The following is a 25329-nucleotide window of genomic DNA, read 5'->3' as shown; positions in this document are numbered from 1 at the left end:
TTGTTTCCTCCCCCTTATCTCACTAGGTCAGACAGAAATGCCAGTGCCAATCCCTGCCCCCAGCCTTGAATCCAGTCCTTCGGAATGTTGCGGTAACCGTCACGGTCCTTCATCACGGCCGTTCCACCGGATACCCCGAGCACACGTCCATCCTCGCTGATATTGCTCAGAATGCCTTCAAGCGCTTTTTGCACGTATTTCGTATGCAGCGGATTGCCATTATTGATCATAGCAGCGGCAATACCGCACGATGCAGACACTTCCTCATATGATTCCGGGTCATCCAGCACCGTACGCCACAAGCCATTGTCTGTTTGCAGCAGCTTAATAGCCGCGAGCTGATCGCGCAAGGAACATTCCACGTCCATACACTGCGGGTATAAATACCACTCCTGGAGCTGAGGTTTCACCTGTGACATCGTATAAGCTCCCCATGCATTCGCCCGTCCCCAGTAAAACCCGGACATATGATCCTTGTTTACGTTGTTATAGCCGTGATACCACAGACCTGTACCAGGGTCCTGGAGGTATTTGATATGCCAATAATATTGGTTCAGGGCATCCTGAATCATCGCTTCGTCCTTCAGCTTGCTGCCCACCCGGAGCAGGAAAAAAGCAGCCATAAACAACGTATCCGCCCAAGCCTGTTCGGGAAAATCATTCGCTGTTGACACCGTATGCTGCAGCACACGATCGCCAAAGCGGAGCGCATGATTTTGCAAATAATCCACCTTGCTCATCACAATATCCCAATACTTCTGATCTCCAGTCTCTTCGTATATCGTAATCATCACATGCCCCATCGCACATGTATTTACCGTCCAGCTGGGCAGTCCCAGCTCAATATATTCATCTGCCCACTTCACCAGTCTGTCCAGAATCTCCTGATTGCCTGTCGTCTGATAGGCTCTCGAAACCCCGTAATAGGCTACGCCGCAGGGCCAGTCCCAGGTCAAATCCATATCCAGCGTTTTGTTCGTTACGTTCTGAATCGCGTTTAATAGTTGCTCACGGTCATATTTCACTTGCAGCATGTGTATACCCCTCTCCTGCGCACACTCCTCGGATGATGTATGAGAAGTGACTGTCCTGTGATGAAAACGCTTTACTTATTTCATTGTACGCAGTAAAATAGTCTGCATCTAAGCATATTCGTAACAAAACTGCGCAATTTCGATCATTTATAATCCGACGAATGGGAGCAGCCGGACATGCCCAAACCGAAAAAACCTGTCATTGAATACCGCCATTACAGCTTGCCCATTGATTTTCCCGTTCTATTGCTCAGCGGAGAGCGCTGGAAAATCTCGGATATCAAAAGCGAGCATCTGCACTTTCATAATCATATGGAGATTGGCATCTGTTATTCGGATGGAGGTGTGATGGAGATTAAAGGAGAGAACGTTCCTTTCCAGGCAGGAGACGTCACGTTCCTCCCTCGTTATCTGCCCCACACCACTTACAGTTCGCCTAATAAGGCAAGCAGGTGGGCCTATCTCTTTTTTTCACCGGAAGATCTGTTTCAGCATGTTATAAAGACACCCCAAACGAATATGGAGCCGAATCTTCGGGCCATTCAAGCCAGCCGTTGTGTTCTACATAAAGACCAGTATCCCAAGGTATATACGCTGGCGACATCGATTGTTGAGGAAATTCAACGACAGTCCCCTTTTTACCGCGAGAGTGCATATGGGCTGTTAATGTCCCTGTATATTGAACTGCTGCGAATTCACGCAAATGATGAGAATGGGGGTAACCGGGAACAGGAGCAAAATCTGGAGCAGGCACTGGGACAGACACGGGAACACGAACTGAACAGTCGCCTGCCTGATCTTGTGATCTCACCCGCTCTTGAATTTATCACGAAAAATTACATGCTGCCGGTCACGATTGACGAGCTTGCAGAGCTGTGTCACCTGAGCACTACCCACTTTCGCCGCAAATTCCATGAAATTATGGGTACGACACCGCTTGATTTTCTGAACAGCACACGTGTAGAAGAGGCCTGCAAACGTTTAAAAAGCACCGATGCCTCCGTCCTGTCGATCTCCGAGCAGGTGGGCTTTCGCTCCATCTCCAGCTTCAATCGCTGCTTCGCCAGATTAATGGGCGAGTCGCCCAAGGCCTGGCGCACAGGGGCTCACATGGAATCCCAATCTGCCAAAGCATCGATACTTGCCTTTACAGGCTGGGTATAGCTCGCATATAAAAATCCCGAAAGTCATAGAGACTTCCGGGATTTTTGTTAAGAAGTAATGAGATATGTTTTATAGCAAATCAGGTAAGATCGGTTATCACGCACCCGGATTATACAGGATTACAATAAACAAAAAATAAACAAAGAAAATTGTCGAAATTCAATTGCACCCCCTGGGGATATCCGCTACAATGCCGATAGAATACTAGAGATGATTGGTAATCTCCAAAGGAGCAGCAGAACGTGTTAATACGAATTTCAGGTGTTGTTCTCACAGTGTTACTCGCTGTTACGCTGCTGGTTCTATCCACAGCAAGAGAACCGCAAGCTGCCGCGCTCCATGCACGTCAGGGCATTCTCGATCTATCCACCTGGAACCCGAAGCTTGAGGATCGCATCAGGCTGGACGGTGAATGGGAATTTTATTGGAAACAGCTGCTACCAGCTCCGGATCACGTGGCGGATGGCAAACAACAAGAAGCCCTAGCATCACCTGGTGATTTTGCAGAGGTCCCGGGCACTTGGGGACAGCTTCAGGTAGACGGCAAACACCTGCCCTCCCACGGCTATGCTACATACCGGCTTGTGCTCCGCAATACACCTGTCGAGGGTACACTCGCCATCAAGAAAAGCAACATTCGGTTTGCCAGCGAAATTTATGTCAATGGCGCCAAACTGATGCAAGACGGACAAGCCATGGAGAAGACAGCAGGTTATAAGGCAGGCAATTCACCGCAGATCGGATTTTTCCCGTATCATGGCGGCGATATTGAAATAATTGTTCGTGTCGCCAACTATGACTATCCCAATGCAGGCATCTCGGGTCCACTCTTTTTCGGAGAACAGGCCGCCATGCTAAAAAGCCATCAAAACCGCACAGCTATTGAACTGGCAACCATGGCTGTATTGGCCACGATATCTATCATTTTTCTCATCAGCTATCTGGGATCTGCCCTGTATCGAAACCGGGATGACTCGCTGCTAATTCTCGGCCTCATCTGCCTGTTCTATGCCCTTTACAATGGCATGATCAGTGAACGTGTGCTGGCGGGAACCAGCCTGAACCTTTCCTTTAATATGTTATATAAAATTAAAGATTTCTGCTCCGTTACTTGTCTCGGCCTGTTAATCTTTTATTTCTACCGCTTCAGATCGGGCATAATTTCCGGAATAATGACCTTGATCACACTGTTTATATTAGGAGCTTATATTTGCCTGCTCACATTTCTTCCGATCTCTGTTTACGTGTTGACGGCACCATTCGTTATTGGGCTCTATACGCTGGTACTGCTATGGCTGCTCATGCAATGTGCAATACGATATGTCATTAGTGAGAAGGGGGAGCGTCTATCCGGCTTCCTGTGGTACGCCGCAATACTCTGTATTACGCTGTACTGTCTGGATGTTAACCTGTTCTCTGTATCACTCAAAGAAAATGTGAATATCGGACAGTTTTGCATCGTTTTATTCAGCATCCTGATGCTCTTTCTTGCAGTGCTTCGATTTTTCGAGGCTTACCGTACCGTTCGCTCGCTCAAGGATCAGCTTCTCTTGCTGGATCAGGTGAAGGATGATTTTCTATCCAATACTTCGCACGAGCTGAAAACACCGCTCAACGCCATCGTTAATATTAGCGAAAGTCTGCTTCGAGGTTCCGAAGGAGCGCTCACGGAGGATCAGGCACATAATCTGGCCATTGTAACGGGCAGCGGGAGACGTTTGACTTATTTGGTGGATGAACTCCTCGACTATTCCAAAATGAAGCATGGTGACATCACCCTGCATCGCTCGGCAACCGATCTATCCTCTTATGTTGATTCTGTTATGCGTATGCACTCCTTCTTGCTAGGTACAAAAAAGCTGGAACTGCTGAACGAAATTCCAGCCAAATTCCCGTTGATTTATGCCGATGGAAACCGACTCGTGCAAATACTGCATAATTTGATCGGTAATGCGATCAAATTTACAGAGGAAGGCTCTGTACGCATCAGCGCTGCTATCATTCAGGGCAGAGCTGAAGTGCGCATTACAGATACCGGGCGCGGGATCAGCCCGGACAAGCTGGAGCATATTTTCCTGCCCTTCGAGCAGGAGGCAGATGCGGGACCAAGGGCTGCCGGAGGTACGGGACTAGGTCTCAGCATTACGCGTAAGCTCGTTGAAATGCACGGTGGAACCATTTATGCGGAATCGGTACCTGGTGAAGGTGCGACGTTTATCCTCACTTTTCCGCTTGCCGAAGGTAAAAAGGAAAAACGTGTCCATGTTACCCCTGTCAGTATGCCTCCTGCCATCACAGGTCATCGAGAACTGAGATATGATGAACCTCTCATTATAAAAGGGACCAGAGCGGAGTGGATTCTCGTCGTAGATGACGATGCTGCCAATCTGCAAACGATCAGCAGTCTGCTAAAGCTGGAAGGTTATAGTTATGCCGTTACTTCACGCTCCGATTCTGTATTGGAGCTGCTAGACCAGTTACCTTCCATACATCTGGTGATTGCGGATATCATGATGCCGGGAATGTCCGGCTATGAGCTGCTGGATCGCATCCGGGAGCGCTTCTCGCCTTCTGAACTGCCAGTGCTCATGCTGACGGCTGGCAACAAAGCTCATCAGTTAAAGCTGGCTTTGGAGAAAGGCGCTAACGATTTTGTATCCAAGCCCTTTGAATTGGAGGAACTGCTGGCCCGAATTGGTGGTCTGACCCGGATGAAAACGTCAGTGCAGGCTGCCCGTAATGCCGAGATCTCCTTTTTGAGGTCCCAGATCAACCCGCACTTTCTATACAATGCCTTGAATGCTATTGCTGAATTATGTGTCGATGCGCCAAATGAGGCAGAACGATTGATTTTGCAATTATCCAGTTATCTGCGGGGCAGTGTGCATTTCAAACATCTGGACTCCAAAACCAGTCTGGAGAATGAGCTGGACATGATTAATGCTTATGTTGCGATTGAACAAGCCCGCTTCGGATCAAGGCTGGAGGTTATTATCGATGTGGACGCCGATGTGGATCGAACTATGCAGATCCCGCCGCTAACCCTGCAGCCTTTGATTGAAAATGCAATTCGGCACGGACTGATGTCTCGTGTGGGGGGCGGACGTGTGATGCTGTCCATTCGCAATCTGAATGAAGCAGAAGCAAGGTTTACCATCGAGGATAACGGCATGGGTATGACCAAACAGAGAATGAATGATATCCGGCAAGTCTCCGACGGAAGCACGGGTGTAGGTCTATGGAATATATCCAGCAGACTAAAGCTGCTGTATAACAGAGATTTTCAGATGGAAAGCCATGATGGTGAGGGGACTCGCATTACATTTGATCTTCCCATCCAGCACCATACCTCTAAGGTGAACGGGAGGCATATTACATGATCAAAGTAATCATTGTAGACGATGAGGACCTGTCGCTCAAACGGCTAAAGCGTATATTGATGGAAAGCGGAGCCGTTGAGGTGTGCGAAGTATTTCAGGACCCTGAGAAAGCTTGTGAATACGCAGCACAGCATCGCTTTGATGCAGCCTTCCTTGATATTACGATGCCGCGTATCTCCGGAATGCAGTTGATTGGAGAATTGCGCAAGCATCAGGCTTCCCTGCCAATCGTGCTCGTAACGGGGTATGAGGAGTATGCCGTGCAGGCTTTTGATAAGGAAGTAACGGACTATATCATTAAACCGGTGACAACCGAACGTGTGAGCAGCAGCATACAGCGCTTGCAGCAGCGACTTCGTAACACTACAGCCTTGCCTGAGCCGATTGCCCCGGCTCCCCGCTTAACGGTGCAGCTATTGGGTGAATTTACTGTACTCGGCGGAGCAGATGCCAGCAATCCTGTCAAATTGAGAACACCCAAAACAGAGGAATTGCTCGCATTCCTCTTATATACGAAATCAACAAGCCGTGATGCTCTTGCAGATACGTTATGGAAAGACCTTAGTCCGCAGAAAGCCTGGACCAACATCAACTCGACGCTGTATTATGTCAGACGTGCAATTGGAGACAACAGCGATGTTCCGATTATCCTGAAGGATCGTAACGGAATTCGTATGGACCGTGAAGTCATTGATTGTGATCTGTACGAGTTCGAAGCCTTGTTGCGTCAAATTCGCCAAACCTCGACTTATCAGCCAGAGATGTTTGAACGGATGGATGCTCTTTATCGGGGGGAGCTGTTGAAGGGGCGACATTATGAATGGGCTTTGCCATGGTCAAGACAGCTCGAAATGGACTTCATTACCACAATGGAGACAGCTGCTCAATATCATAACCAGCAAAATCAGCCCTTGCGAGCCCTTCATTATCTGGATCGGATTCTGCAGATTGATTCTATTCGGGAAGACATTCATCGTGAGATGATTATGCTGTATTTATCCCTTGGTCGGCGTACGGAAGCCCAGTGGCAATATCAGCGGCTGGAGGAACTCCTGCAAGAGGAGCTGGGCTCCCGCCCGTCCTCCGATATCCAGCAGCTGCTGCGTCAAAGATAGGTAGCCTGATATAATAAAGAATAAAGCCCGAGCCAGTGGTATAACCAACCACAGGCTTGGGCTTCTTGCATGTTTCACATATTTAATTACAGATTCTCGGTGGCAAGCGTAAAACCTTCAATAACCGCGTCCTCATCCACCTCAATCATAATACAGCGTCTTCCCTGATAGTTGACTTGTCTCACATATTTGAGGTCCTGCGGACTGATCGAGATGGTTGCCACCTTCGTATCAATCTTGATCGATTTGGAGGTGTACTTCGGCATCACACTGTTTGCCTTCAGCTCATAATTTTTGTTGTCCACGATCGTTTCAAAGGCACGTTCCACCTTTTCGGTGGTCAGGTCTTCAACGCCGCTGGCGGTAAGCAGACGCTCCACGTCTTTGTAATCCAGCTTCGGCGGCTCTTCCTCATGGGACTCTTCATTCACTTCAATCACCCGGTTGATCTCTTCGTATACATGGGCCAGTGTGGTCGCATCCATCTGCTCCCCCGTGATCTCTTTAACGATATCCTCAAAAATCGCCCGCTCCTCGAGCGCCGTTACGGAACGTTCCCCATTCAGCACATTCTCTACAAAATGAGGGTCCGGGAAATTCGATTTCCCCGTGCAGTACAGCACACGATTCACATCGGAGTAATTATCGGTCACGCTTGGATACAGAAAGCCCTGTTCAGGCGTACTTAATTTGATAATAGGATCCACGATGATGTTATATTTAAACTCCCGCTCCACATAGTCGAAGAGCAGCGTCTTCCGCTGTTTCTCCGTCGAGTTCACACTGCACAGGATGAAGGGATGCGCAAACACCTCGTTTTTCTCGCTCTCTTCCGCTTCATCATTTCTGGCCTTGGTCGGTAAATAATACTGCCCTTTGATAAACGTAACCACCATATCCCGCTCATACTTAGCATCGGCCAGCATACGGTCAACGAGCATCAGCATCAGATCCTGCCACTCATCCGGGTCACCTGTGACGAGGGCCTGATGAAGCATCACCTGTGCGGGCTCTTCTGCCTCTTCCTGAAATTTCAGCTCGAACAGCTTCTGATCCAGTTCGCCTGTCAGCAATTTTTTGAAATTACCCATGTATAACTCTTGCTTCTCCCGATCCACCAGTTCAAACGGATGGCGTTCCCAGTGATAGACTTCATTGGTTTCTTTCGTAATATAGACATTCAGGATGTCGTAAATGTTCAGCAGGTCATGATCCAGCTTGAATTGTTTGCGAATGTGCGCGACTTCTTTTTTATTCATGATTCGTTAGACAACTCCTCAAGTAAATTGGCTTTACAAGTATAAACGATAAAAAAAAGCTGCGCCAGAAGGATAATCTTTGAAATTGGATTGTACCATATTTTCACTTTACTCTTTTAATGACCTTAAATAATATATAGTAAGCAATTAAATTTATTAAAGAAAGGAATCTTCAAATATGGAGGAACAACAATTAAGAAATATTAAACAAGCAATAAATAATTTTCAACAATACATACCCGCAGGAAAAGAAAAATTATTAATGATTGACTCTATGGATACAAAGGATTTGTTATCTTCTTTAGATAATATCTTTGAATTGGAAGAACAAGCTATAGAACTAGTACATTCCCGGCCATATGTAACTGACGATTATGAGAATGATATTATGTTCTTTGCTATACAATTGTTAGATTCCATGGTACCGAGCCACAATGAACTTAAGACCTATGATGAATATATGAATTTGCTGCGCCACAGACATGTGGCTTATGGGTTTTACAATACGATCGAGCAAAAACGTATAGAAGTAGTCGATGTGTTGGATGACACCACAATAGAAAGTTTGCTCTACTCGGGCTTGGTTGAATTTTACCAAAATTACTTTGGGACTTTCACGGATAATCAGAGAGCGATCAAGTTTCTCTGTAAATTTTATCCTAAAGATGATATTTCGATTGAACAAAAAGATACTACAGTTAGAGCAATTTATAGACATATTACAAATGCTGGAACGCCAAGTGATTTCGGTTTCGCCTTCAGTGGGATTGAAAGAATTCGGGAGAATATAGGATATCTTCCTGTAGAAATTATTGATCTTTTACTTCAAAAGTATGAGTTATATAAAATCGTTAATAAAGGTGTTTACAGAAACCAAATATTCACCATTATTGAGTACTCCTTAATACCTGATGCAGAAAAGCAAAAATATAAATTCAGTTTTTTGGACAGTTTACTTATAGCAGATTTAATGAACTCTGGTCTTTATCAAAAATACGGAGTCCAAGAACATTTAATTAGAAATTATCTTCATCTCGATGAAAGTCTAGCGTCGGACAAGCTTGGATTAATAATAGATAATCATCAAAAAAGTATTTATGGCTATTGGACAAATTCTTGTGCTTTCGATAGACAGTTTATCATAGATGAAAAAGCAATTATCAATATACATCTTCATTCTGACAATAAACAGATATCTGTAACCTACATAGATAATCCTAGTACAGAGGTGATTTTCGAATACTCCTATCAAGATTGGATGTTAGATAACTACCGCTCAATAGAATCAGAACAAAAAGTATTGGAATTCATAAATGAAGATTATTCAAAAGAATCAGAGTACATTTACAGGTCTCTTAAGTTTTCACTTCTTTATCTTAATCGTTATAGAGGTATGAAATCTCAGCTAATTGATTTTGACCATAAATTCACTTATAACGTTAACACTAAAGAACTCAAAGCTTCATTTAACTCCGATGAGATGCCAAGCTTTTATGGAAATAAAGTCTACTCACTTTCATGTATAGTTGGCAAGAATGGTATGGGAAAAACCAGTACGGTAGATTTTTTACGAGATACTTTTTTCCGCCTCATCCATTTAATAAAAGAGAAACGTATTTCATGTAATAACGGAATCGTAAATGAACTTGAATATGAACCTTATAAAATAATGGAGAATAACATCGAATTTTTTATTGTATTCCATTTAGGTGATCAACCATATTATTTGACAAATATAACCAGCACCATAACTTCAGGTGCCAATGCTTTTAATCACAAAGCATATGAAAGTAGAAATGAATTAAGCAAAGTTGTATATTTCTCAAGTATGCTCAGTGTTAACCAAGATAGTCTATTTGATATCGAAGAACTGACAACCAGAAAAGAAGAAAGAAAAAAAGCAGACAATGAAGATGACAACAAGAGCAATAAAGAGGATTTTGCCAAATCCCTTATCGGTTTAAGGCAAGTTGATTATTCTGAAAATTCAAGTTTCATTGAAAAAAGGAATGTTATAAAAAACGCTATAATTAATAAAAAAAATAAGCGAGCCAGGCCTTTTGAAACAGTCAACAAGGATCTATGTTATCAACTTGCTTTCTTAGACTATTTGGCACAAGAGGAGTTTTGGGAATATTTTGATTTCCCAGAAGATAAGAATTTTTTTGTGATGAGTACCTTATCTGAAACTCCTGAAAAACAAATATTAGTTAAAAATCTAGATGAGAATCTTAACTCTATAAGTCAATTTCTTACTTTACCTGATTCCAAGCTTGGACATTTTTCATCTGGACAGCATGCTAAATTTTCTTTTCTATCTAAGCTCTACTGGTTTCTAGAGGGCCGTCGAAAGTATTTGAAAATTTTTGAGGATTTAGTTAAAACTCAACTTTTCAGTGATGATGAGGCATTACAAGAAGGAGAAACTGCTCTTCTATTTATAGATGAAGGGGAGCTTTATTATCATCCTGAATGGCAGCGAAATTACATTAAGATTCTTATTGATCTCATACATGCTTCAAAAACCGAATCTAAGATCCAAATCGTTATTACGACAAACTCACCATTCATTATCTCTGATGTTCTTAGTGAGGACATTTCTTATCTTTCAAAAGAAGATACCGAGTTTGACCAAACATTTGGCCAAAATATACACAAACTTCTTACACATAATTTTTTTATGAATTACACCATAGGTGAATTTAGTCGAAAATTCATTGTAGATGTCAGTGAATTACTGAGTCCTGATGAAAACAACAACATTAAGCCCAAAATCAGCACATTTCTAAAACAATACTTTGACGCCCCTTTTGAGTCTGAACAATTATATGAAAAAATGAGCCAATTGATTAATAAAATTGGTGAACAAGTATACAGAGAAAAACTGATGCTCACTCTTAGCCAAAAGTTAGGTGAGGATGCTGAGTTGGATCTTTTAGTTAAACAGAGAGATGAATTAGATCTCAAGATCAAACAGTTTAAATTAATTAAAGAAAGGAAAGAGACAGAATGATTCAAATTCAAAATTATTCAGAAGAGTTTGAAAGTGAATATTGGAAATCTGTTATTGGCAAAATTCCCACCCCTTGTCAAAAACTAATTTTGAAAAGTTGTAAAAAATATCTACCCTCTAACTTCTTTGATAAGAGCAGTGATGAATTTAAGACCCTAGTTCTTGCACCTTTGCAAAAGTTAAAGGATGCATATTCCTTCATCAATAAAAATAGCCTTGAAATAATGAATAAAGAATCCTTTATACAATCAAATAAAAGTAATCCTCCTATGAAGAAATTATATAAAAAATTACATGACTCCTACTCAATTATTGCAAATTCGGAGGTTAACAAGGTTTCTGTCCGTGTTAGATTAGTTCGAAGTTCCGGTCTTAATGTATGCCCCTATTGTAATAGAGATTATATCAATTGCAGGGCAGACAATGTTGCAGGAGCACAATTAGATCATTTCTTTAATAAAGCTAAATTTCCTTTGTTTTCAATTTGCCTGTATAATTTAATACCAGTGTGTGGAAATTGCAACAGAATAAAGGGGTCAAAGAAATTAGAATTCTCCTCTCCTTTTGATAGTTCAATCAACTGGATCAATGATATAAAGTTCACTTATGATGGAACCACTTCAGATGATATGAAAATTATTGTAAAAACAGAAAGTGGTACCGAACATAATATTGCAGGAATGAGAATTCGTGAGGCGTATCAGATTCATAGCACTGAAGTACTTGAACTAATCGAAAAAAAACAGATGTACAACAACACACAAAACGAGGAAATTCAAAAAGTATTGGGCAAAATCAATTTATCTGATTCAGAAATCAAAAAAATTATTTTCGGACCAGAAATTACTGAGGACCAATTTAAAAATAAACCTCTTACAAAGATGATGTATGATCTACATAAGGAATTGAAAATTTATCCTTGACCACTTTGCAATTTTCTGAGAATTATAAGGGTTATAATACACAGAGATGTTATGGTAATTCAATATTTGTCGCCTTTCGAGATATCGTATTTCACGGTATCTTTATTTTTACTCTTAATGTACACATCCAAATCAGAATTAACAGTGGGACATTAGTTCCCCTCAGAATACATTATCTCTTTCCATATACCATTTATTAACCTAAACAACATTTGTCCATGTCCAAGCAACGCCAAGCTATGGTTGAAATGCCCTAAATCCGTTAAGTTCATGATAGTTAGTAACCACACTTAATGCATGGAAAAATGATATTTCGTTATTTCAAAAAACAGGATGAGGAAGGAAGCGAGCGATATAATGAGCACACATACAACTTCAATGATGGGATTTGCCCCTGCGCTGGGCTGGAATTCATGGAATACGTTTACGTGGGACATTAATGAGCAGTTGATTCGGGATGTAGCTGATGTGTTTGTGACGGAAGGGTATCGGGACGCCGGATACGAGTATATTGTCATCGACGATTGCTGGAGCCTGAAGGAGCGGGATGCGGACGGCAACCTGGTTGTTGATCCCGCCAAATTCCCGAGCGGAATGAAGGCGCTTGCAGATTATATTCACGACAAAGGTCTGAAGTTCGGCATGTACTCTTGTGTGGGTACGCACACTTGCGCCGGTTACCCGGGCAGCTTCGAGCATGAATTCCAGGATGCAGCACTGTTCGCCGAATGGGGTGTCGATTATTTAAAATATGACTACTGCTTCAAGCCTCGCCATATCTCTGGCGAACTGTTATATAAACGGATGAGCCTTGCCCTCAAAAACTGCGGACGCGACATTCTCTTCTCTGCCTGCAATTGGGGAGAAGACAACGTGTATGAATGGATTCGCGAATCGGGTGCACATATGTACCGTTCCACCGGGGATATTCGTGACAACTGGGATTCCGTCAAGGAGCTGGCCCTCTCACAGATCGGCAAACAAAGCTATACCGGCTCCTTCTGCCACAACGACATGGATATGCTGATCGTTGGCATGTATGGTGGAAGCAATAGCGATTTTATCGGCAGCATTGGCGGATGCAACGATATTGAATACAAAACCCACTTTTCCCTCTGGTCCATGATGGGCTCACCGCTCATGATTGGATGTGATGTGCGCAAGGCCAATCAGATCACCAAAGACATTTTGCTTAACCCCGATCTGCTTGCGATCAATCAAGACCCGGAAGCACGTGGTGCTTATCGCATCAAACCCGAGCCGCAATGGTTCCACACGGATGATGTATTCATGCTGGTGAAGGTGCTGACGGGCGGTGATCTGGCGATTGGTTTCTTCAACCTGAGCGACAGCCAGCGCGAGCTTTCCCTGCAATTCTGGGATATGGGACTGCCTTACGCATCAGGTTACTCCCTGTCTCTCTATGACTGCTGGGAGCACAAGGAACTGGGTGTATTCCGTGAGCGTTATGCACCGGTCGTTGCAGCTCACGATTGTCTTGTCGTACGGGCCAAGCTGGTGAAATAAATGGCACAAAGCCGCCTGTGTACCACCTGTCAGGTTCCGCTCTCATCCGACGATGTGGGCATCTATCTCAAGTTAGTCTCACGCACAGCCCAGCAATTTCTCTGCATTGACTGCCTTGGTGTGAAGCTGAACTGCGGGCGTGAGCCGATTGAGCAGCTGATTCGGTATTTTCGCGAGTCCGGGAACTGTGCCTTGTTTCGCTAACGCTCTCTCTTTTTCTGGTGCAACATCATATATGCGGATGGCGTATGTGATGTTGCCTTTTTGAATACTCGGGAAAAATAAAGCGGATCATGATATCCGACCGAATAGGCTATGGATTGAATGGACAGCCCGGATAACTTCAACAGCTCACAGGCACGCCGAACACGATAGGAAGTCAGGTATGCTGATATTGATTCACCCGTAGCTGCTTTGAACCTGCGGAACAGATAACTTCGCTCCAGGTTAACTGCCTGTACAATCTCCGTAACGGTCAAGGTTGGCTTCCAATAGTTCTGCTCAATGTATGTTCTCGCCATCCACACGTAATCCTTGGGCTCTGCTTCCGCTTTGCGAGGGAAATACTCTATGTAATAGGACAACAATAGCTGCAAGCGCGCATCCGCCCTCAATACTTCGCCTGGTGATGCTCCCGCATTCCAGCTTAGATAAAACCAGGGCTCCAGCGTTTCGGGCGCAGCTGGCAGTACAGGGCGCTGAACCGATAGCTGTGTCAAATCTACGAATCGCGAGGCGTCTCGTCCGTTGAACTCGATCCATACGTACTCCCACGGGTCCGCCGGGTCGGGGTAGTAATAGATTTCTTTTTGCGGAAAAATGATAAAGCTCTCTCCGGCACCCAGCCGAAATTGTTGACCTCCGGTCTCCAGTGTGCCCTGTCCCTGAATGATATAATGCAGTGCGTAAATGTCACGTACGCCAGGTCCCCACTGGTGGAGATTGATCGGTTTGTGACCACCGCTAATAAAATAAATCTGGCTTGCCCTGCTTCCGTCTCGCCATAACGAGTCCACACCCGAGCACCTCCACTCTTGATACCAGTCATTATATATCATTATGGGGGTGTCTTGGTTTAATTTCGATGCTGGAAACAACACTTCAAGTTGCTTATGATAGAGATAGAGGGTTCAATACCCAACATAATTGTAAGCGCAACCACACATCTTGAATCGGCTTGAATATAAATGTTCAATTCAGAGAGGAGAATGTTGTGTGCTTCGAACAGTTACGGTAGAAAATGGTCAAATTCAGGGACTGCCCGCCGCAGACCCGCGAATTACAAGTTTCAAAGGCATCCCTTTTGCTGCGCCCCCGGTGGGGCAGAACCGCTGGCGCGCACCTCAACCGGCAGAGGATTGGGATGGAGTGCTGCAAGCTTTTGATTTTGCACCGACCTCTATGCAGGCTCCAACCGTTATTGATGATAATAATATCTATACACGAGAATGGGCTGTTGACCCCGACCTGCCAATGGATGAGGATTGTCTGTATTTGAATGTGTGGACCCCTGCCAAACGTACGGATGAGAAGCTGCCCGTTTTCGTCTGGTATTTTGGCGGCGGGCTTCAGGTAGGTCATACCGCCGAGATGGAGTTTGATGGTGAGCGCATTGCTCGCAGAGGAATTGTTGTCGTGACCATCAATTATCGACTGAATGCGTTTGGCTTCCTGTGCCATCCCGAGATTACTGCCGAGTCGCCACATGCACCTGCAAACTTTGGTCATCTGGATCAACAGGCAGGCACGGCATGGGTGAAGCGTAACATTGCCGCATTTGGCGGTGACCCGGAGCAGATCACGATTGGTGGACAATCCGCCGGTGGCGGCAGTGTACTCAGCCAGATGACCTCGCCTCAGAACAAAGGTTTGTTCCAGCGAGCCGTTATTATGAGCGGTATCGCGACTGAGCTGTATCCAAAGGTACATGTACCTGCTGTCCGCAGTACGCTGCAAGATGCCGAGCAGAAAGGGGTAGATTTTTTCCGTTTCCTTGGAGTATCTTCACTGGAGGAAGCCAGACAACTGGATGCCGTCACACTGCGGGATAAAATTTTGGAGTATAGAAGCTTCTGGGGAACGGTCATTGATGATCAGTTCTGTGTAGGTGATCCCTTCACCCGTTTCATGCAGCACAAGCGCGAGCTCGTGCCCGTGATGCTTGGTCACACCTCCTCCGAGTTCTGGACACGGCCTGCGGTAAACAGTATGGAGGAACTGAAGCAGATGGCTGCAGAACTGTTTGGTGAAGATGCTCCTGTTTTCCTTCAGCTATGTGAAGCCGATACGGGTGATCTCGATCATGCCTTGCAGCGCGCCTCCATCCGCATGATTGAACATGCGATTCAGCTTGTAATCCGTTCAAACAGCGGTCATCCGTCAGAAACACCTCTCTATTATTATAACTTTGATGCAGAGATTCCAGGCTGGGATCAACCGGGTACGTTCCACTCCGTTGATTTGTGGTTTTTCTTTGAAACACTTGCCAAATGCTGGCGGCCTTTTACAGGCAAGCATTATGACCTGGCACGCCAGATGTGCAATTATCTATCTAATTTCATCGCAACAGGCGACCCGAATGGTCTCGATTCCACTGGAAAACCTCTGCCTTACTGGATTCCCAGCAGTATTGAACAACCGTATCGTATGGAGTTCGGGGATGTGTCCCAGCTACAACGTGCAGAGCCTGGTCCTGTGCTTGAGTTGGTGCTTGAGCAGCATTTTAAAAAACAGAACGAACCGGTGGTATAAACACATCTAATCGCTATTTATGTAAAGATCAAGAGATAGCCCTGCACTTGCAGCAGAGCTATCTCTTGATTCACTTCATAAGTTTATAATGTATATAGCTATACTTGGGATACCTTTACTCCCACTCGAAAGCACCCGTATGTAACTGATAATATATGCCTCTGTTCTCCAGCAATTGATGATGATTGCCGCGCTCCTTAATCCGACCTTTATCCATAACCAAAATAGCATCGGAATTACGCACTGTTGACAAGCGGTGAGCGATGACAAAAACGGTTCGACCATGCATCAGATTATCCATTCCCTTCTGGACCAGCGCTTCTGTACGCGTATCAATGGAGGAAGTCGCTTCATCCAGAATCATGACAGGCGGGTTCGCAATCGCCGCTCTTGCAATTGCGAGCAGCTGGCTCTGTCCCTGGGATAATCCATTCCCGCTACCATCAAGCCAGGTGTTATATCCATCTGGCAATCGTTCGATGAAACTTGATGCATAGGACAATCTGGCAGCCTGGATTACCTCCTCGTCACTGGCCTCCAGCCTCCCGTAACGAATATTGTCAGCTACTGTACCCGAGAACAAATGGGTATCTTGCAGCACTATTCCCAAGGAACGACGCAGGTCTGCTTTTCGCATACGACGAATATGGATGCCGTCATATATAATCTCGCCTTCTGTAATATCGTAGAAGCGGTTGAGCAGATTGGCTATCGTTGTTTTGCCTGCCCCGGTCGCACCGACAAAGGCGAGCTTCTGTCCTGGTAGCGCGTATAACGTAATGTCCTGAAGCACCTGCTTTTTCCCGTCATACGTGAAGCCCACACCTCTGAATTCCACTTTGCCTCTTAACGTTACCGTAGAGCCATCCTCCAGTTTCCAGACCCATCCTGTCTGATCTGCTTTCCTCTCCAAGGTCACACGCCCTTCATCTGTTTCAGGCTGTTCATCCATCAGATTAAATATGCGCTGTGCTCCAGCAAGCGCAACGACAAACATGCTCACCTGAGAGGAAATTTCGGCAATCGGCATCGTAAAATTACGCGACAGACTCAGAAAAGCGGCTATACTTCCCAGCGTCAGACCCGCGTTCCAGCCTGATATCGCCATAGCCCCGCCTGCTATTGCAACAAGCACATAGATTAAGGTCGCCAGATTGGCATTAATCGGCATCAGTATATTGGAGAACTTGTTCGCGGTTGCCGAATTGTTAAACAATTCATCGTTCAGACGTGCAAACTGTGCCGTGGCATGCTGCTCGCGGCTGAACACTTGCACCACCTTTTGCCCGTGAATAATCTCCTCAATATATCCGTCCACCACACCGATGGATTCCTGCTGCCTAAAGAAGTGGTCCGTTGCCTTCGTGCCCACCTTCTTCGTAACCCAGAGCATGACAAGCGCGCCCAGCACGACAACAATGGTGAGTGGAACATCCAGATACAGCATCGTTCCCAGCACCACGATTACCGTAACGGCTGTGGACAACAACTGAGGAAGCCCGTCTGTCAGCATCATATTCAACGTATCCACATCATTGGTATAGTGACTCATAATATCACCATGGGCCTTCCGGTCAAAATATTTGACCGGAAGCTTCTGCATGTGTTCGAACAGGCGGTCACGAATCTTCTTCATGATCTGCTGCGAGATCGTAATCATCAGTCGCTTCGAGATAAATGTGCTGATCACTCCAGCAGCATAGATCACAGCCAAAATGATTAAAGCCCGGAACAAGGCATCAAATACCGGATGCTGATCGCCCAGCAGCGGTACAATATAATCATCTATGAGCAATCGCAGAAAAGCTGCTGAAGCGACAGAGACGGCAGAAGTTACAAGCACGAGTATCAGTACAAGAGCTGTTCGAAATTTATAATATTTGAAATAAGACAGCAGACGTTTGATCGTAAGGCCATAATTAATGTTGTCCATCCTGCTCTTCACCGCCTTTCGTCTGGGTATGGTAAGCCTCTTGATAGATTTCGCTTCTGCGGAGAAGCTCCTGATGTGTTCCGATATCGGCCATCCTGCCTTCGTCCAGCACGATAATCTGATCGGCATCTTCGACCGATGCAATGCGCTGTGCAATAATAATTTTGGTTGTATCCGGTATGCTTTCCTTAAAAACACCTCGGATTAATGCATCTGTACGTGTATCCACAGCACTTGTAGAGTCGTCCAGTATCAGAATCTTCGGTTTTTTGAGCAATGCTCTGGCAATACAAAGCCTTTGCTTCTGTCCACCGGAAACGTTGGTTCCGCCTTGTGCAAGATGGGTGTCATAACCGTCCGGGAAAGCCGAAATGAATTCATGTGCCTGTGCCGCCTTACACGCCCGGGCCAATTCCTCGTCTGTTGCTGCTTCATTCCCCCAACGCAGGTTCTCTTTGATTGTGCCTTCAAACAACACATTTTTTTGCAGCACCATCGCCACCTGATCCCGGAGCACCTTCAGATCGAAATGCTTCACATTGGTTCCACTAACCAATACCTCGCCGTCACTGACGTCATATAGACGTGGAATCAATTGCACCATTGTCGATTTGGCACTGCCGGAAGCACCGATAATGCCAACAGTCTGTCCTGAGCGTATGTGCAGATTGATGCCAGATAATGCATACTTCTCCGCTTTGTCAGAGTACCGGAAAGATACATTGCGGAATTGCACTTCTCCACTATGCAGCTGTGTAACCGGTGATTCCGGGCTGATAATATCAGGCTGCTCGCTCAACAGATCGTTGATCCGTCCAGCAGATGCCCTGGCAATCGCAATCATAATAATGACAAAACCGAGCGTCATCAAACTCATCAATATTTGCATGGAATATGCAAACACACTGGTAAGCTCCCCGGTAGTCATGCTTCCGCCTACGACCAGCTTGGCTCCGATCCATGAGATGATTAACATGACGGCATATAGTACAATTTGCATCAATGGGAGTTCATACGACAGAATGCGCTCCGCCTTCACCATCTGTGCGAATATCCTCTCGGATACAGCCTGAAACTTGGATATCTCGCGTTCCTCGCGAACGTAGGATTTCACAACGCGAATGCCGCGCACATTTTCCTGAACGACTTTGTTCAGATCATCATAGCTGCCAAAGGCCCGCTCAAAAATAGGAAAGGAATACTTCATAATTAGTCCCATGCCGATGGCCAGTACAGGAATAACAATCACAAACCACATGGCAATTGTCGGGCTGATGCGATACGTCATGATCGTAGCAAAGATCATCATCACCGGACTGCGAAAGGCAATCCGTATAATCATCAGAAAGGCATTCTGCACATGGGTGATATCCGTAGTCAGTCTCGTCACGATGCCAGAGGTTGAAAATTTGTCCATATTGGAGTAAGACAACTGCTGTACATGACGGAACAGGTCATAGCGCAAGTTTTTACCAAATCCCGCCATAGCGATAGCAGAATGTTTACCCGCAAGCACTCCGAAAACAAGTGATACCAAAGCGAACAGCACCAGGATCAAGCCGTACTTCACCACCTGATTCATCTGCCCACCCGTAATCCCCTGATCAATCAATTCAGCCATAAAGAGCGGAATGACCACTTCCATCGCTACCTCGCCGAGCAGAAACAGCGGAGTTAACCATGTATCTTTTGTATACTCGCGTACACTTCCTAATAATTTCCTTACCATAAGCATTCTCCTTATCTAAAATAAACGCCCTGCTTTCGATCTAGCGGTAGATCGGCGGTCAGAACAGCTGTATTATAAACTGTATAGCAACTATACAGTCAATCCACTTCTTTCGACCTGGAGGTACCTATGCATCCGAACGATATGTTGTCCATTAGTGCTTTTTCCAAGCTGTCCGAGGTTACGCGCAAAACGCTTATATATTACGACCATATCGGCCTGTTCAAGCCCGCCTATGTTGCAGATAACGGTTATCGCTATTACAGCCGCAGCCAGCTTGAGACGATCGGAGTTATTCATATTTTCAAAGAGCTGGGCATGTCACTGGAGGAAATTCACGAGCATCTCGGTCGGCGTTCCCCGGAAAACACCCTTGAACTGCTGCGCAAGCAGGAGGAGGTGTTGCGATTGCAGATTGCCAAGTTAACTCAGGCCGAACAAATGATTATCCGGCGCGCGAAAAATATAGAGCAAACGCTGCATCTGGACACCAGCCAAATGCATGTCATATGGCAAGCCAAAGCACCATTACTGCTGAGCTGCCGCATCTATTCCTCCAAACAGGAATTTCCTGAAGAGCTGTGGGAGGACTTCCGGGTACGCCTGAACAAGGAGAATGCACCGCTTGGATATCCGGGGGGCGTCATCATTCCCAAAGAGGATTTGCTGAAAAAGGATGGCGACAAGATCTCCCATATGTACAGCTTCATGAAGACAAAACATCACAAACAGGCCTATATGCCGGAGGGATACTATCTGGTGTCCTATGCCAGAGCAGATTATGCGGATACCGAGAAAATCTATCCGCAAATCTTTGATTATATCGAGCAGAAAAAGTACGTCATTAAGGGGGATGCATACGAGGAGTACATGCAGGATGAGATTGTCCTGCAGCATGCAGAGGAATATCTGGTTCGAGTCATGGTGCAGATTGAGAAGCCCGGCGAAGAAGAAGTTCGGCCTTAACCCGGGTCAACTCAAAAAAAGGGAGTGACTCGACTTATGCCGAATCGCTCCCTCTTCTCTATAGGAACTAACTATACAATCACCTAGCGTTTTCAGACACGTCCTGGTTTTCTCACTAAATCGTTATACTCTTAACAGACCTCGAAAACCTCTTGCAGCGTAGTAGGATTCGGCACCATTATGGTACATAAACACGGTATCGTAACGAAAATCGCAAAAAACAGCTCCGCCCCGCTGCCGGATCGTGTCCGGTGTCAGCACCCAACTGGATGTTTTCATATCAAAGTTCCCCAGCTGCTGCAGCTCCCGATACTGAGACTCACTTAGAAGCTCAATGCCCATCTCGATGCACATCTGAACAGCACTGTGCTTTGGCTTGTTTTCTTTCCGTGCATCCAGCGCGGCCTGATCATAACAAACACTGCGACGTCCCTTCGGACTCTCGGTGGAACAATCTACAAATATATATTCACCCTTCTCACTGTGCAGTTCAACCAGATCAGGTTCACCGCCTGTCTTCTCCATCTCATGAAGCGACCATAGCTTATCCGGGTTGGCTTCTAGTCTAGCTTCTACGTTAACCCATCCCAGGTTTGGATGACGATCCTTGTTTTTCTCAAAACGTGCCTTTAAGGTGTTCAATAATTCATCACGTTGTTCCATTGATAATTGTTTATCACTTTCAATAGAATTTGTTGTCATCCTCATTCTCCTTCGGTTCGTGATCGAAGTGTAACGTTCGCTGTTTCTACTCGATTGTAGTGAAAATAAAAACAAAAAACAACCTGTCCCGTTCACAGGTTGTTTACCTCGGCATCGAGCCGCCGAGCCAGCCGGGTTATGTCATAGACTGCTGTCTTGCCAGCACTTGCAATCGACTTCGCATGAAATCCGGTTGGGAGCTGTTCCCCCACTATGGGCAGATTGTCGAGCTGTAGACCCGCTGTATCCAGCAAATAGACTCGTTTGGCAATCCGCAGCATCTCATCGAGCAGTACGATTAACAGCGTAATCGGAATCACTTTCCATACGTCTGTAAGGATTGCCGATTGATATATATCATCCTCACAGAAATTGACGAACCCTGCTTTGAAGGCGGTATGAACATCTGGTCTCTGCATACGAATCATCTCGGCGTTACGCTGATTACACGCAAATACATCCGTAATATTGAACCTGTTTACGAAGGCGGGGGTCATGTACCCCACTGCTAATCGTCTGCCTTCATTATGCAATCCAAGCCGGGTCGGGTCAAGATCGTCGTAATCCTGCGGCAGATATTGATCCGCTACTTTAAACTGTCCGAGTACCATCTCATATATAAAGTTTTGATTCACATAAGACAGCTCAACCGGAAGCTCCTGATGCAGCTTTACAAAGTGCAGATGATTTTTCCGGCTGGTCATCTCCACCGGATTGAACTGCTCATGTGGCAAATGTAATGCTCGGAGCGAGGGGTCTGCCCGGAAATGCAAGCCAGCCTTCCAGAGCCGATAACCTAACTCCAAATCCTCGTGCCCCCAACCGTGAAAAGACTCATCAAACCCGCCGACCTGCCTCAGTAAATGCGTTTCCACAGAAACCATGCTTGTCCAGAACATCGACCACGGAGCTAAGCAGCGATCCAGATCATTTTCGTAAAAATCAAACTGTGTTTGTCTGGAATCAGGATAGGCCTTCAGCATTGGATTCCGCAAGCAAGCCTCGGGATGTTCGGAGGAAGCAATGGATTGCAAGTATTTAGCGAGTGGATGCTGGTCATCCTTTTGATTCATGCCATGAACCGTGCCGAGTCCAATCGTATTTTCGTAACATTGATGAAAATGAATGATATTAACAATGAGGTCCGAGCCAACCAGCACACCCGTATCCAGATACATACATATTTCATATTTAGCCAGATGCAGTCCCATATTACGTGCTGTTCCTGCCCGAAATCCCAAGTCCTTCTGATAACAGTATCGTAGATCCAGGTCAGCTTCGAAGGAACAGGCGACCTCTTTTGTATCATCACTGGAACCGTCATCACACACAATGACCTCAAATAAAGAGGTATCAGCCTCCTGATGTTTCAGACATACAAGTGTTCGCTCCAGCAAATCCGAGTGATTATATGTAGGAATGATGACGGTGACGCCCCGAATCATCTAACATGCCTCCTTCCTGAACTTGAACGATTCCATGATCTGTGCATGTGACAAGTTTCATGTTTGGATCCACGATATCCACGATGCTGTATTCGATGGCCTTGCCCTGCTTTTTCAAAGAAGTAATTGCTGCAAGCAGAGGCAGAATTTCTGTTCCTGGACTCAGGCAATAGCATACACGCGAGGTTCTCAGCGCTTCCACCAGCAGATGGAAGATCATCTCGGGCCTGTACATCGTCCAAACGGTTGTAATAATACACCCGTCGAAAGTTAATGCTTCAAACGGCATGCAGCTCCCGGCAAGCGTGTAAACCTTTTTTCCAGAAATATTCATCAGGTCTTCGCTCATTTCTCTAGGGTCAATAAGAGTACTCACCTGCGATAAGGCAAACAGCCCGGCTTCATAACCTACCAATAACAAGTGAGTGTCATAGCTTGAAGTGACCATCTGCACAACAATCTGCATCACGTTGCTCATTTCATCTCTCTGTGAGAGGCTGTCGTCTATGGGTATGGTATTGGCAGTGGCCGGGACTACGGCTGAGTCCTTCCTCCAATCAAGCAGTTTGAGAAAGAATAATTCAATCTCCATGGTAGGGTATTTTCGTAAAAACCTTCTTGCATTAACCGTCTGCTCACGCCTCCGCTTTGCCTCATCCACCTCATGCGGCACATGCACAGCCCAAGCTGCCCGGCTCAACGTGAGTGTGTAACCCGATTGAACAAGTCTGTATCCCACCTCGATATCCTCAATTCCCCACCCTTTGAATCTGTGATCGAATCCACCTGCACGCTGCAATGCGGTTCGGGAAACAGAGATGTTGCCTGACCAGAATACGGCCCAAGGCCACTGCAGTTGCATTAACTGATCCTGCACTGGCCCGTAATATTTCTCCCGTTCATCTGCACTGCGCCCGGATTCATGCTTAAACCATCTCATAAATGCTTCAAGCTCCAGCTTCCCCTCATAGTTCAGCTCCTCCCGATTTATGCCCTTCTTCCCGTAAATATAACCAATGACCACATCATGTCCGGCACCCTGCATCGCCATATGCTCGCCCACAAAATCAGCGCACACAATCGTATCGGCATCGAGAAAAATAACAACATCCTCAGTGGACTGTCGAATCGCTCTGTTTCGTTTGTCTGATACCGTTGTATGTGCAGGTGTATCAAGGTAATGAAGTCGCAGCTTATGTTCAAAGGCATCTTTAAACGGTTCAAAAGCTATCGATCCGCCCTGATCAACGAGGTAAACAGAGAAGCCGGAATAATGCTGCTCAGCAAGCGCCTGCAAGGTCAGGTTCAGCACATCAGGTTTGCCGTATACCGGGATGATGACCGTCACGCTCATAATGATTCCTCCGCGAGCGTCAGGAAAAAGCTTTCCAGAATGCAAGATGTCAAACGATCCAGTGCTGTACCATCGTAAGCATACGTCTGAAGCTCTGTCTGACCACGCAAAATCTCACTGGCATATTTAGCAATCAGCCCCTGATCCATCCCGGACTCCTCCAGCCACCGGATATAACCTCTCTTGCCCATCTGCCGTGCATAAACAATATTGCTGCGGTTCACTTCTTCTCTCCGGGGAACAGCAATAGCCGGTATACCCAATGAAGCCAGTTCCCACAGCGTCGTATGCCCACCCCTGCACACCACCAGGGAGCTGTCTCTCACTTCGTCCATAAACGAACCCGGGTCTGCAATAAACTGTGTCGTTTCATCCCCGAGCCGCTGCAGTGATTTGGTCAATGTACCGCTGTACACCAGCTTGATATAATCCGTTTCCCCCTTTAAATCTGATATTGCCTTTCTGAAAAAAGGGACGTCCACAAGCGTCGCTGAGCCTGACGTGATGACAATCTTTTTCTCCCTGGCCGCTGTCCGTTCAGGCACTTCAACCACCGGGCCTACAAAGTTCAGCTTCTCCCGAATCGAGTCCGCTGCCCCGAACATCCAGTGATCCTGCTGATCCACAATCGCAATCTGGTCCGCCATCTGCAGATAGCCCACAATCTCAGGTTCATCCTCCAGCCAATTCGTGATAAAGCAGGTAGGAATGCCCATACTTTTGGCAATTGGCAGAACCAGCAACTCTTCATCCACCACGATGCCGTCGGGCTGTGTGCAACGTATCAAGTCCAGCAACTTCGAGGTTCGCTCAGCACTGCTGCCAGCAGAAGGCAGTTTGAGATCGATCAATTGGCCTGAATATACCCTCTGTAAATATTGAAGTCCTGATGAATAAGATGCGATAATGACTTCATGATTAAACTGTATGAGCCGCTGCGCAACGAGCAGATCGCGCTTTGCATGTCCAAAACCGTTTCCCCGCGAAACAAAGAGTACCTTCATCGGATATTTCCCCTTCCTCGGCTTCCAAGT

The 25329-nt window shown here is 45.8% G+C and carries 18 protein-coding genes; 9 read left to right on the top strand and 9 right to left on the bottom strand.

Translation table 11 applies throughout. The features are described from left to right. Positions 1 to 14: 14 nt before the first annotated feature. Positions 15 to 1034 carry a glycoside hydrolase family 88/105 protein gene (locus HNR77_RS16365; protein ID WP_184186401.1) on the bottom strand — a complete coding sequence of 340 codons (1020 nt, stop codon included), beginning with the start codon at positions 1032 to 1034 and terminating at the stop codon, positions 15 to 17. 177 nt (positions 1035 to 1211) lie between these two features. Between HNR77_RS16365 and HNR77_RS16360 the strand changes: the two genes are divergently transcribed. The 3 genes from HNR77_RS16360 to HNR77_RS16350 all read left to right on the top strand — a co-directional run bounded on the left by HNR77_RS16360 (position 1212) and on the right by HNR77_RS16350 (position 6693). Continuing rightward, the gene (locus HNR77_RS16360; protein ID WP_184186399.1) at positions 1212 to 2198 is read left to right on the top strand and encodes a helix-turn-helix domain-containing protein; all 987 of its coding nucleotides are present in this window, start codon (positions 1212 to 1214) and stop codon (positions 2196 to 2198) included. A gap of 242 nt (positions 2199 to 2440) precedes the next feature. Then, positions 2441 to 5578: an ATP-binding protein gene (locus HNR77_RS30655; RefSeq protein WP_184186395.1), complete on the top strand. Its 3138-nt coding sequence runs from the start codon at positions 2441 to 2443 to the stop codon at positions 5576 to 5578. Then, positions 5575 to 6693 carry a response regulator gene (locus tag HNR77_RS16350; protein ID WP_184186393.1) on the top strand — a complete coding sequence of 373 codons (1119 nt, stop codon included), beginning with the start codon at positions 5575 to 5577 and terminating at the stop codon, positions 6691 to 6693. Before HNR77_RS30655 ends, HNR77_RS16350 begins: the two co-directional genes overlap by 4 nt. Positions 6694 to 6779: 86 nt before the next feature. Here HNR77_RS16350 and HNR77_RS16345 read toward each other — a convergent pair whose 3' ends face one another. Continuing rightward, positions 6780 to 7952 carry a DUF4317 domain-containing protein gene (locus HNR77_RS16345; RefSeq protein ID WP_184186390.1) on the bottom strand — a complete coding sequence of 391 codons (1173 nt, stop codon included), beginning with the start codon at positions 7950 to 7952 and terminating at the stop codon, positions 6780 to 6782. A 178-nt stretch (positions 7953 to 8130) separates the two neighbouring features. Here HNR77_RS16345 and HNR77_RS16340 point away from each other — a divergent pair, with 178 nt between their 5' ends. The 4 genes from HNR77_RS16340 (at position 8131) to HNR77_RS16325 (ending at position 13619) form a co-directional block, all read left to right on the top strand. Continuing rightward, entirely contained in the window at positions 8131 to 10965 is a 2835-nt protein-coding gene (locus HNR77_RS16340; RefSeq protein ID WP_184186389.1) for an AAA family ATPase, read from the top strand. After that, a complete protein-coding gene (locus HNR77_RS16335) occupies positions 10962 to 11888 on the top strand; it encodes a hypothetical protein (protein WP_184186386.1) in 927 nt (308 codons plus the stop codon). Before HNR77_RS16340 ends, HNR77_RS16335 begins: the two co-directional genes overlap by 4 nt. Before the next feature lie 357 nt (positions 11889 to 12245). Then, positions 12246 to 13415 (top strand): glycoside hydrolase family 27 protein, encoded by a 1170-nt coding sequence (locus HNR77_RS16330; protein WP_260410598.1) that lies wholly within the window; start codon positions 12246 to 12248, stop codon positions 13413 to 13415. Then, on the top strand, positions 13416 to 13619 hold the full coding sequence (locus HNR77_RS16325) for a hypothetical protein (protein WP_184186384.1): 204 nt from the start codon (positions 13416 to 13418) through the stop codon (positions 13617 to 13619). Here the strand turns inward: HNR77_RS16325 and HNR77_RS16320 are convergent. Continuing rightward, the gene (locus HNR77_RS16320) at positions 13616 to 14431 is read right to left on the bottom strand and encodes an AraC family transcriptional regulator (protein ID WP_311768639.1); all 816 of its coding nucleotides are present in this window, start codon (positions 14429 to 14431) and stop codon (positions 13616 to 13618) included. The genes HNR77_RS16325 and HNR77_RS16320 overlap by 4 nt on opposite strands. Before the next feature lie 199 nt (positions 14432 to 14630). Here HNR77_RS16320 and HNR77_RS16315 point away from each other — a divergent pair, with 199 nt between their 5' ends. Then, positions 14631 to 16166, top strand: a complete 1536-nt coding sequence (locus HNR77_RS16315) for a carboxylesterase/lipase family protein (protein ID WP_184186378.1) — start codon at positions 14631 to 14633, stop codon at positions 16164 to 16166. Positions 16167 to 16281: 115 nt separating this feature from the next. Here HNR77_RS16315 and HNR77_RS16310 read toward each other — a convergent pair whose 3' ends face one another. After that, on the bottom strand, positions 16282 to 18099 hold the full coding sequence (locus tag HNR77_RS16310) for an ABC transporter ATP-binding protein (protein ID WP_184186375.1): 1818 nt from the start codon (positions 18097 to 18099) through the stop codon (positions 16282 to 16284). Beyond that, entirely contained in the window at positions 18086 to 19828 is a 1743-nt protein-coding gene (locus tag HNR77_RS16305; protein WP_184186372.1) for an ABC transporter ATP-binding protein, read from the bottom strand. Before HNR77_RS16305 ends, HNR77_RS16310 begins: the two co-directional genes overlap by 14 nt. Before the next feature lie 129 nt (positions 19829 to 19957). Between HNR77_RS16305 and HNR77_RS16300 the strand changes: the two genes are divergently transcribed. After that, the gene (locus HNR77_RS16300; RefSeq protein ID WP_184186370.1) at positions 19958 to 20794 is read left to right on the top strand and encodes a MerR family transcriptional regulator; all 837 of its coding nucleotides are present in this window, start codon (positions 19958 to 19960) and stop codon (positions 20792 to 20794) included. Positions 20795 to 20917: 123 nt separating this feature from the next. Here HNR77_RS16300 and HNR77_RS16295 read toward each other — a convergent pair whose 3' ends face one another. The 4 genes from HNR77_RS16295 to HNR77_RS16280 form a co-directional block, all read right to left on the bottom strand. Further along, on the bottom strand, positions 20918 to 21496 hold the full coding sequence (locus HNR77_RS16295) for a DUF4256 domain-containing protein (RefSeq protein ID WP_184186367.1): 579 nt from the start codon (positions 21494 to 21496) through the stop codon (positions 20918 to 20920). Positions 21497 to 21588: 92 nt separating this feature from the next. Beyond that, a complete protein-coding gene (locus tag HNR77_RS16290) occupies positions 21589 to 22941 on the bottom strand; it encodes a glycosyltransferase (RefSeq protein ID WP_184186364.1) in 1353 nt (450 codons plus the stop codon). Further along, the gene (locus HNR77_RS16285) at positions 22904 to 24295 is read right to left on the bottom strand and encodes a glycosyltransferase family 2 protein (protein WP_184186359.1); all 1392 of its coding nucleotides are present in this window, start codon (positions 24293 to 24295) and stop codon (positions 22904 to 22906) included. The genes HNR77_RS16290 and HNR77_RS16285 overlap by 38 nt, the downstream gene beginning before the upstream one ends. Continuing rightward, the gene (locus HNR77_RS16280) at positions 24292 to 25299 is read right to left on the bottom strand and encodes a glycosyltransferase (protein ID WP_184186356.1); all 1008 of its coding nucleotides are present in this window, start codon (positions 25297 to 25299) and stop codon (positions 24292 to 24294) included. The genes HNR77_RS16285 and HNR77_RS16280 overlap by 4 nt, the downstream gene beginning before the upstream one ends. Positions 25300 to 25329 lie beyond the last annotated feature (30 nt).

It is taken from the genome of Paenibacillus sp. JGP012, from assembly GCF_014203995.1.
Lineage (GTDB): Bacteria > Bacillota > Bacilli > Paenibacillales > Paenibacillaceae > Paenibacillus > Paenibacillus silvae.
This window is presented reverse-complemented; position numbering and strand designations above follow the sequence as displayed.

Coding starts and splice junctions, on each gene's coding strand:
- HNR77_RS16365 (WP_184186401.1), bottom strand. CDS start 1,034: ATGCTGCAAGTGAAATATGACCGTGAGCAACTATTAAACGCGATTCAG.
- HNR77_RS16360 (WP_184186399.1), top strand. CDS start 1,212: ATGCCCAAACCGAAAAAACCTGTCATTGAATACCGCCATTACAGCTTG.
- HNR77_RS16350 (WP_184186393.1), top strand. CDS start 5,575: ATGATCAAAGTAATCATTGTAGACGATGAGGACCTGTCGCTCAAACGG.
- HNR77_RS16345 (WP_184186390.1), bottom strand. CDS start 7,952: ATGAATAAAAAAGAAGTCGCGCACATTCGCAAACAATTCAAGCTGGAT.
- HNR77_RS16340 (WP_184186389.1), top strand. CDS start 8,131: ATGGAGGAACAACAATTAAGAAATATTAAACAAGCAATAAATAATTTT.
- HNR77_RS16335 (WP_184186386.1), top strand. CDS start 10,962: ATGATTCAAATTCAAAATTATTCAGAAGAGTTTGAAAGTGAATATTGG.
- HNR77_RS16330 (WP_260410598.1), top strand. CDS start 12,246: ATGAGCACACATACAACTTCAATGATGGGATTTGCCCCTGCGCTGGGC.
- HNR77_RS16325 (WP_184186384.1), top strand. CDS start 13,416: ATGGCACAAAGCCGCCTGTGTACCACCTGTCAGGTTCCGCTCTCATCC.
- HNR77_RS16310 (WP_184186375.1), bottom strand. CDS start 18,099: ATGGACAACATTAATTATGGCCTTACGATCAAACGTCTGCTGTCTTAT.
- HNR77_RS16305 (WP_184186372.1), bottom strand. CDS start 19,828: ATGGTAAGGAAATTATTAGGAAGTGTACGCGAGTATACAAAAGATACA.
- HNR77_RS16300 (WP_184186370.1), top strand. CDS start 19,958: ATGCATCCGAACGATATGTTGTCCATTAGTGCTTTTTCCAAGCTGTCC.
- HNR77_RS16295 (WP_184186367.1), bottom strand. CDS start 21,496: ATGACAACAAATTCTATTGAAAGTGATAAACAATTATCAATGGAACAA.
- HNR77_RS16290 (WP_184186364.1), bottom strand. CDS start 22,941: ATGATTCGGGGCGTCACCGTCATCATTCCTACATATAATCACTCGGAT.
- HNR77_RS16285 (WP_184186359.1), bottom strand. CDS start 24,295: ATGAGCGTGACGGTCATCATCCCGGTATACGGCAAACCTGATGTGCTG.
- HNR77_RS16280 (WP_184186356.1), bottom strand. CDS start 25,299: ATGAAGGTACTCTTTGTTTCGCGGGGAAACGGTTTTGGACATGCAAAG.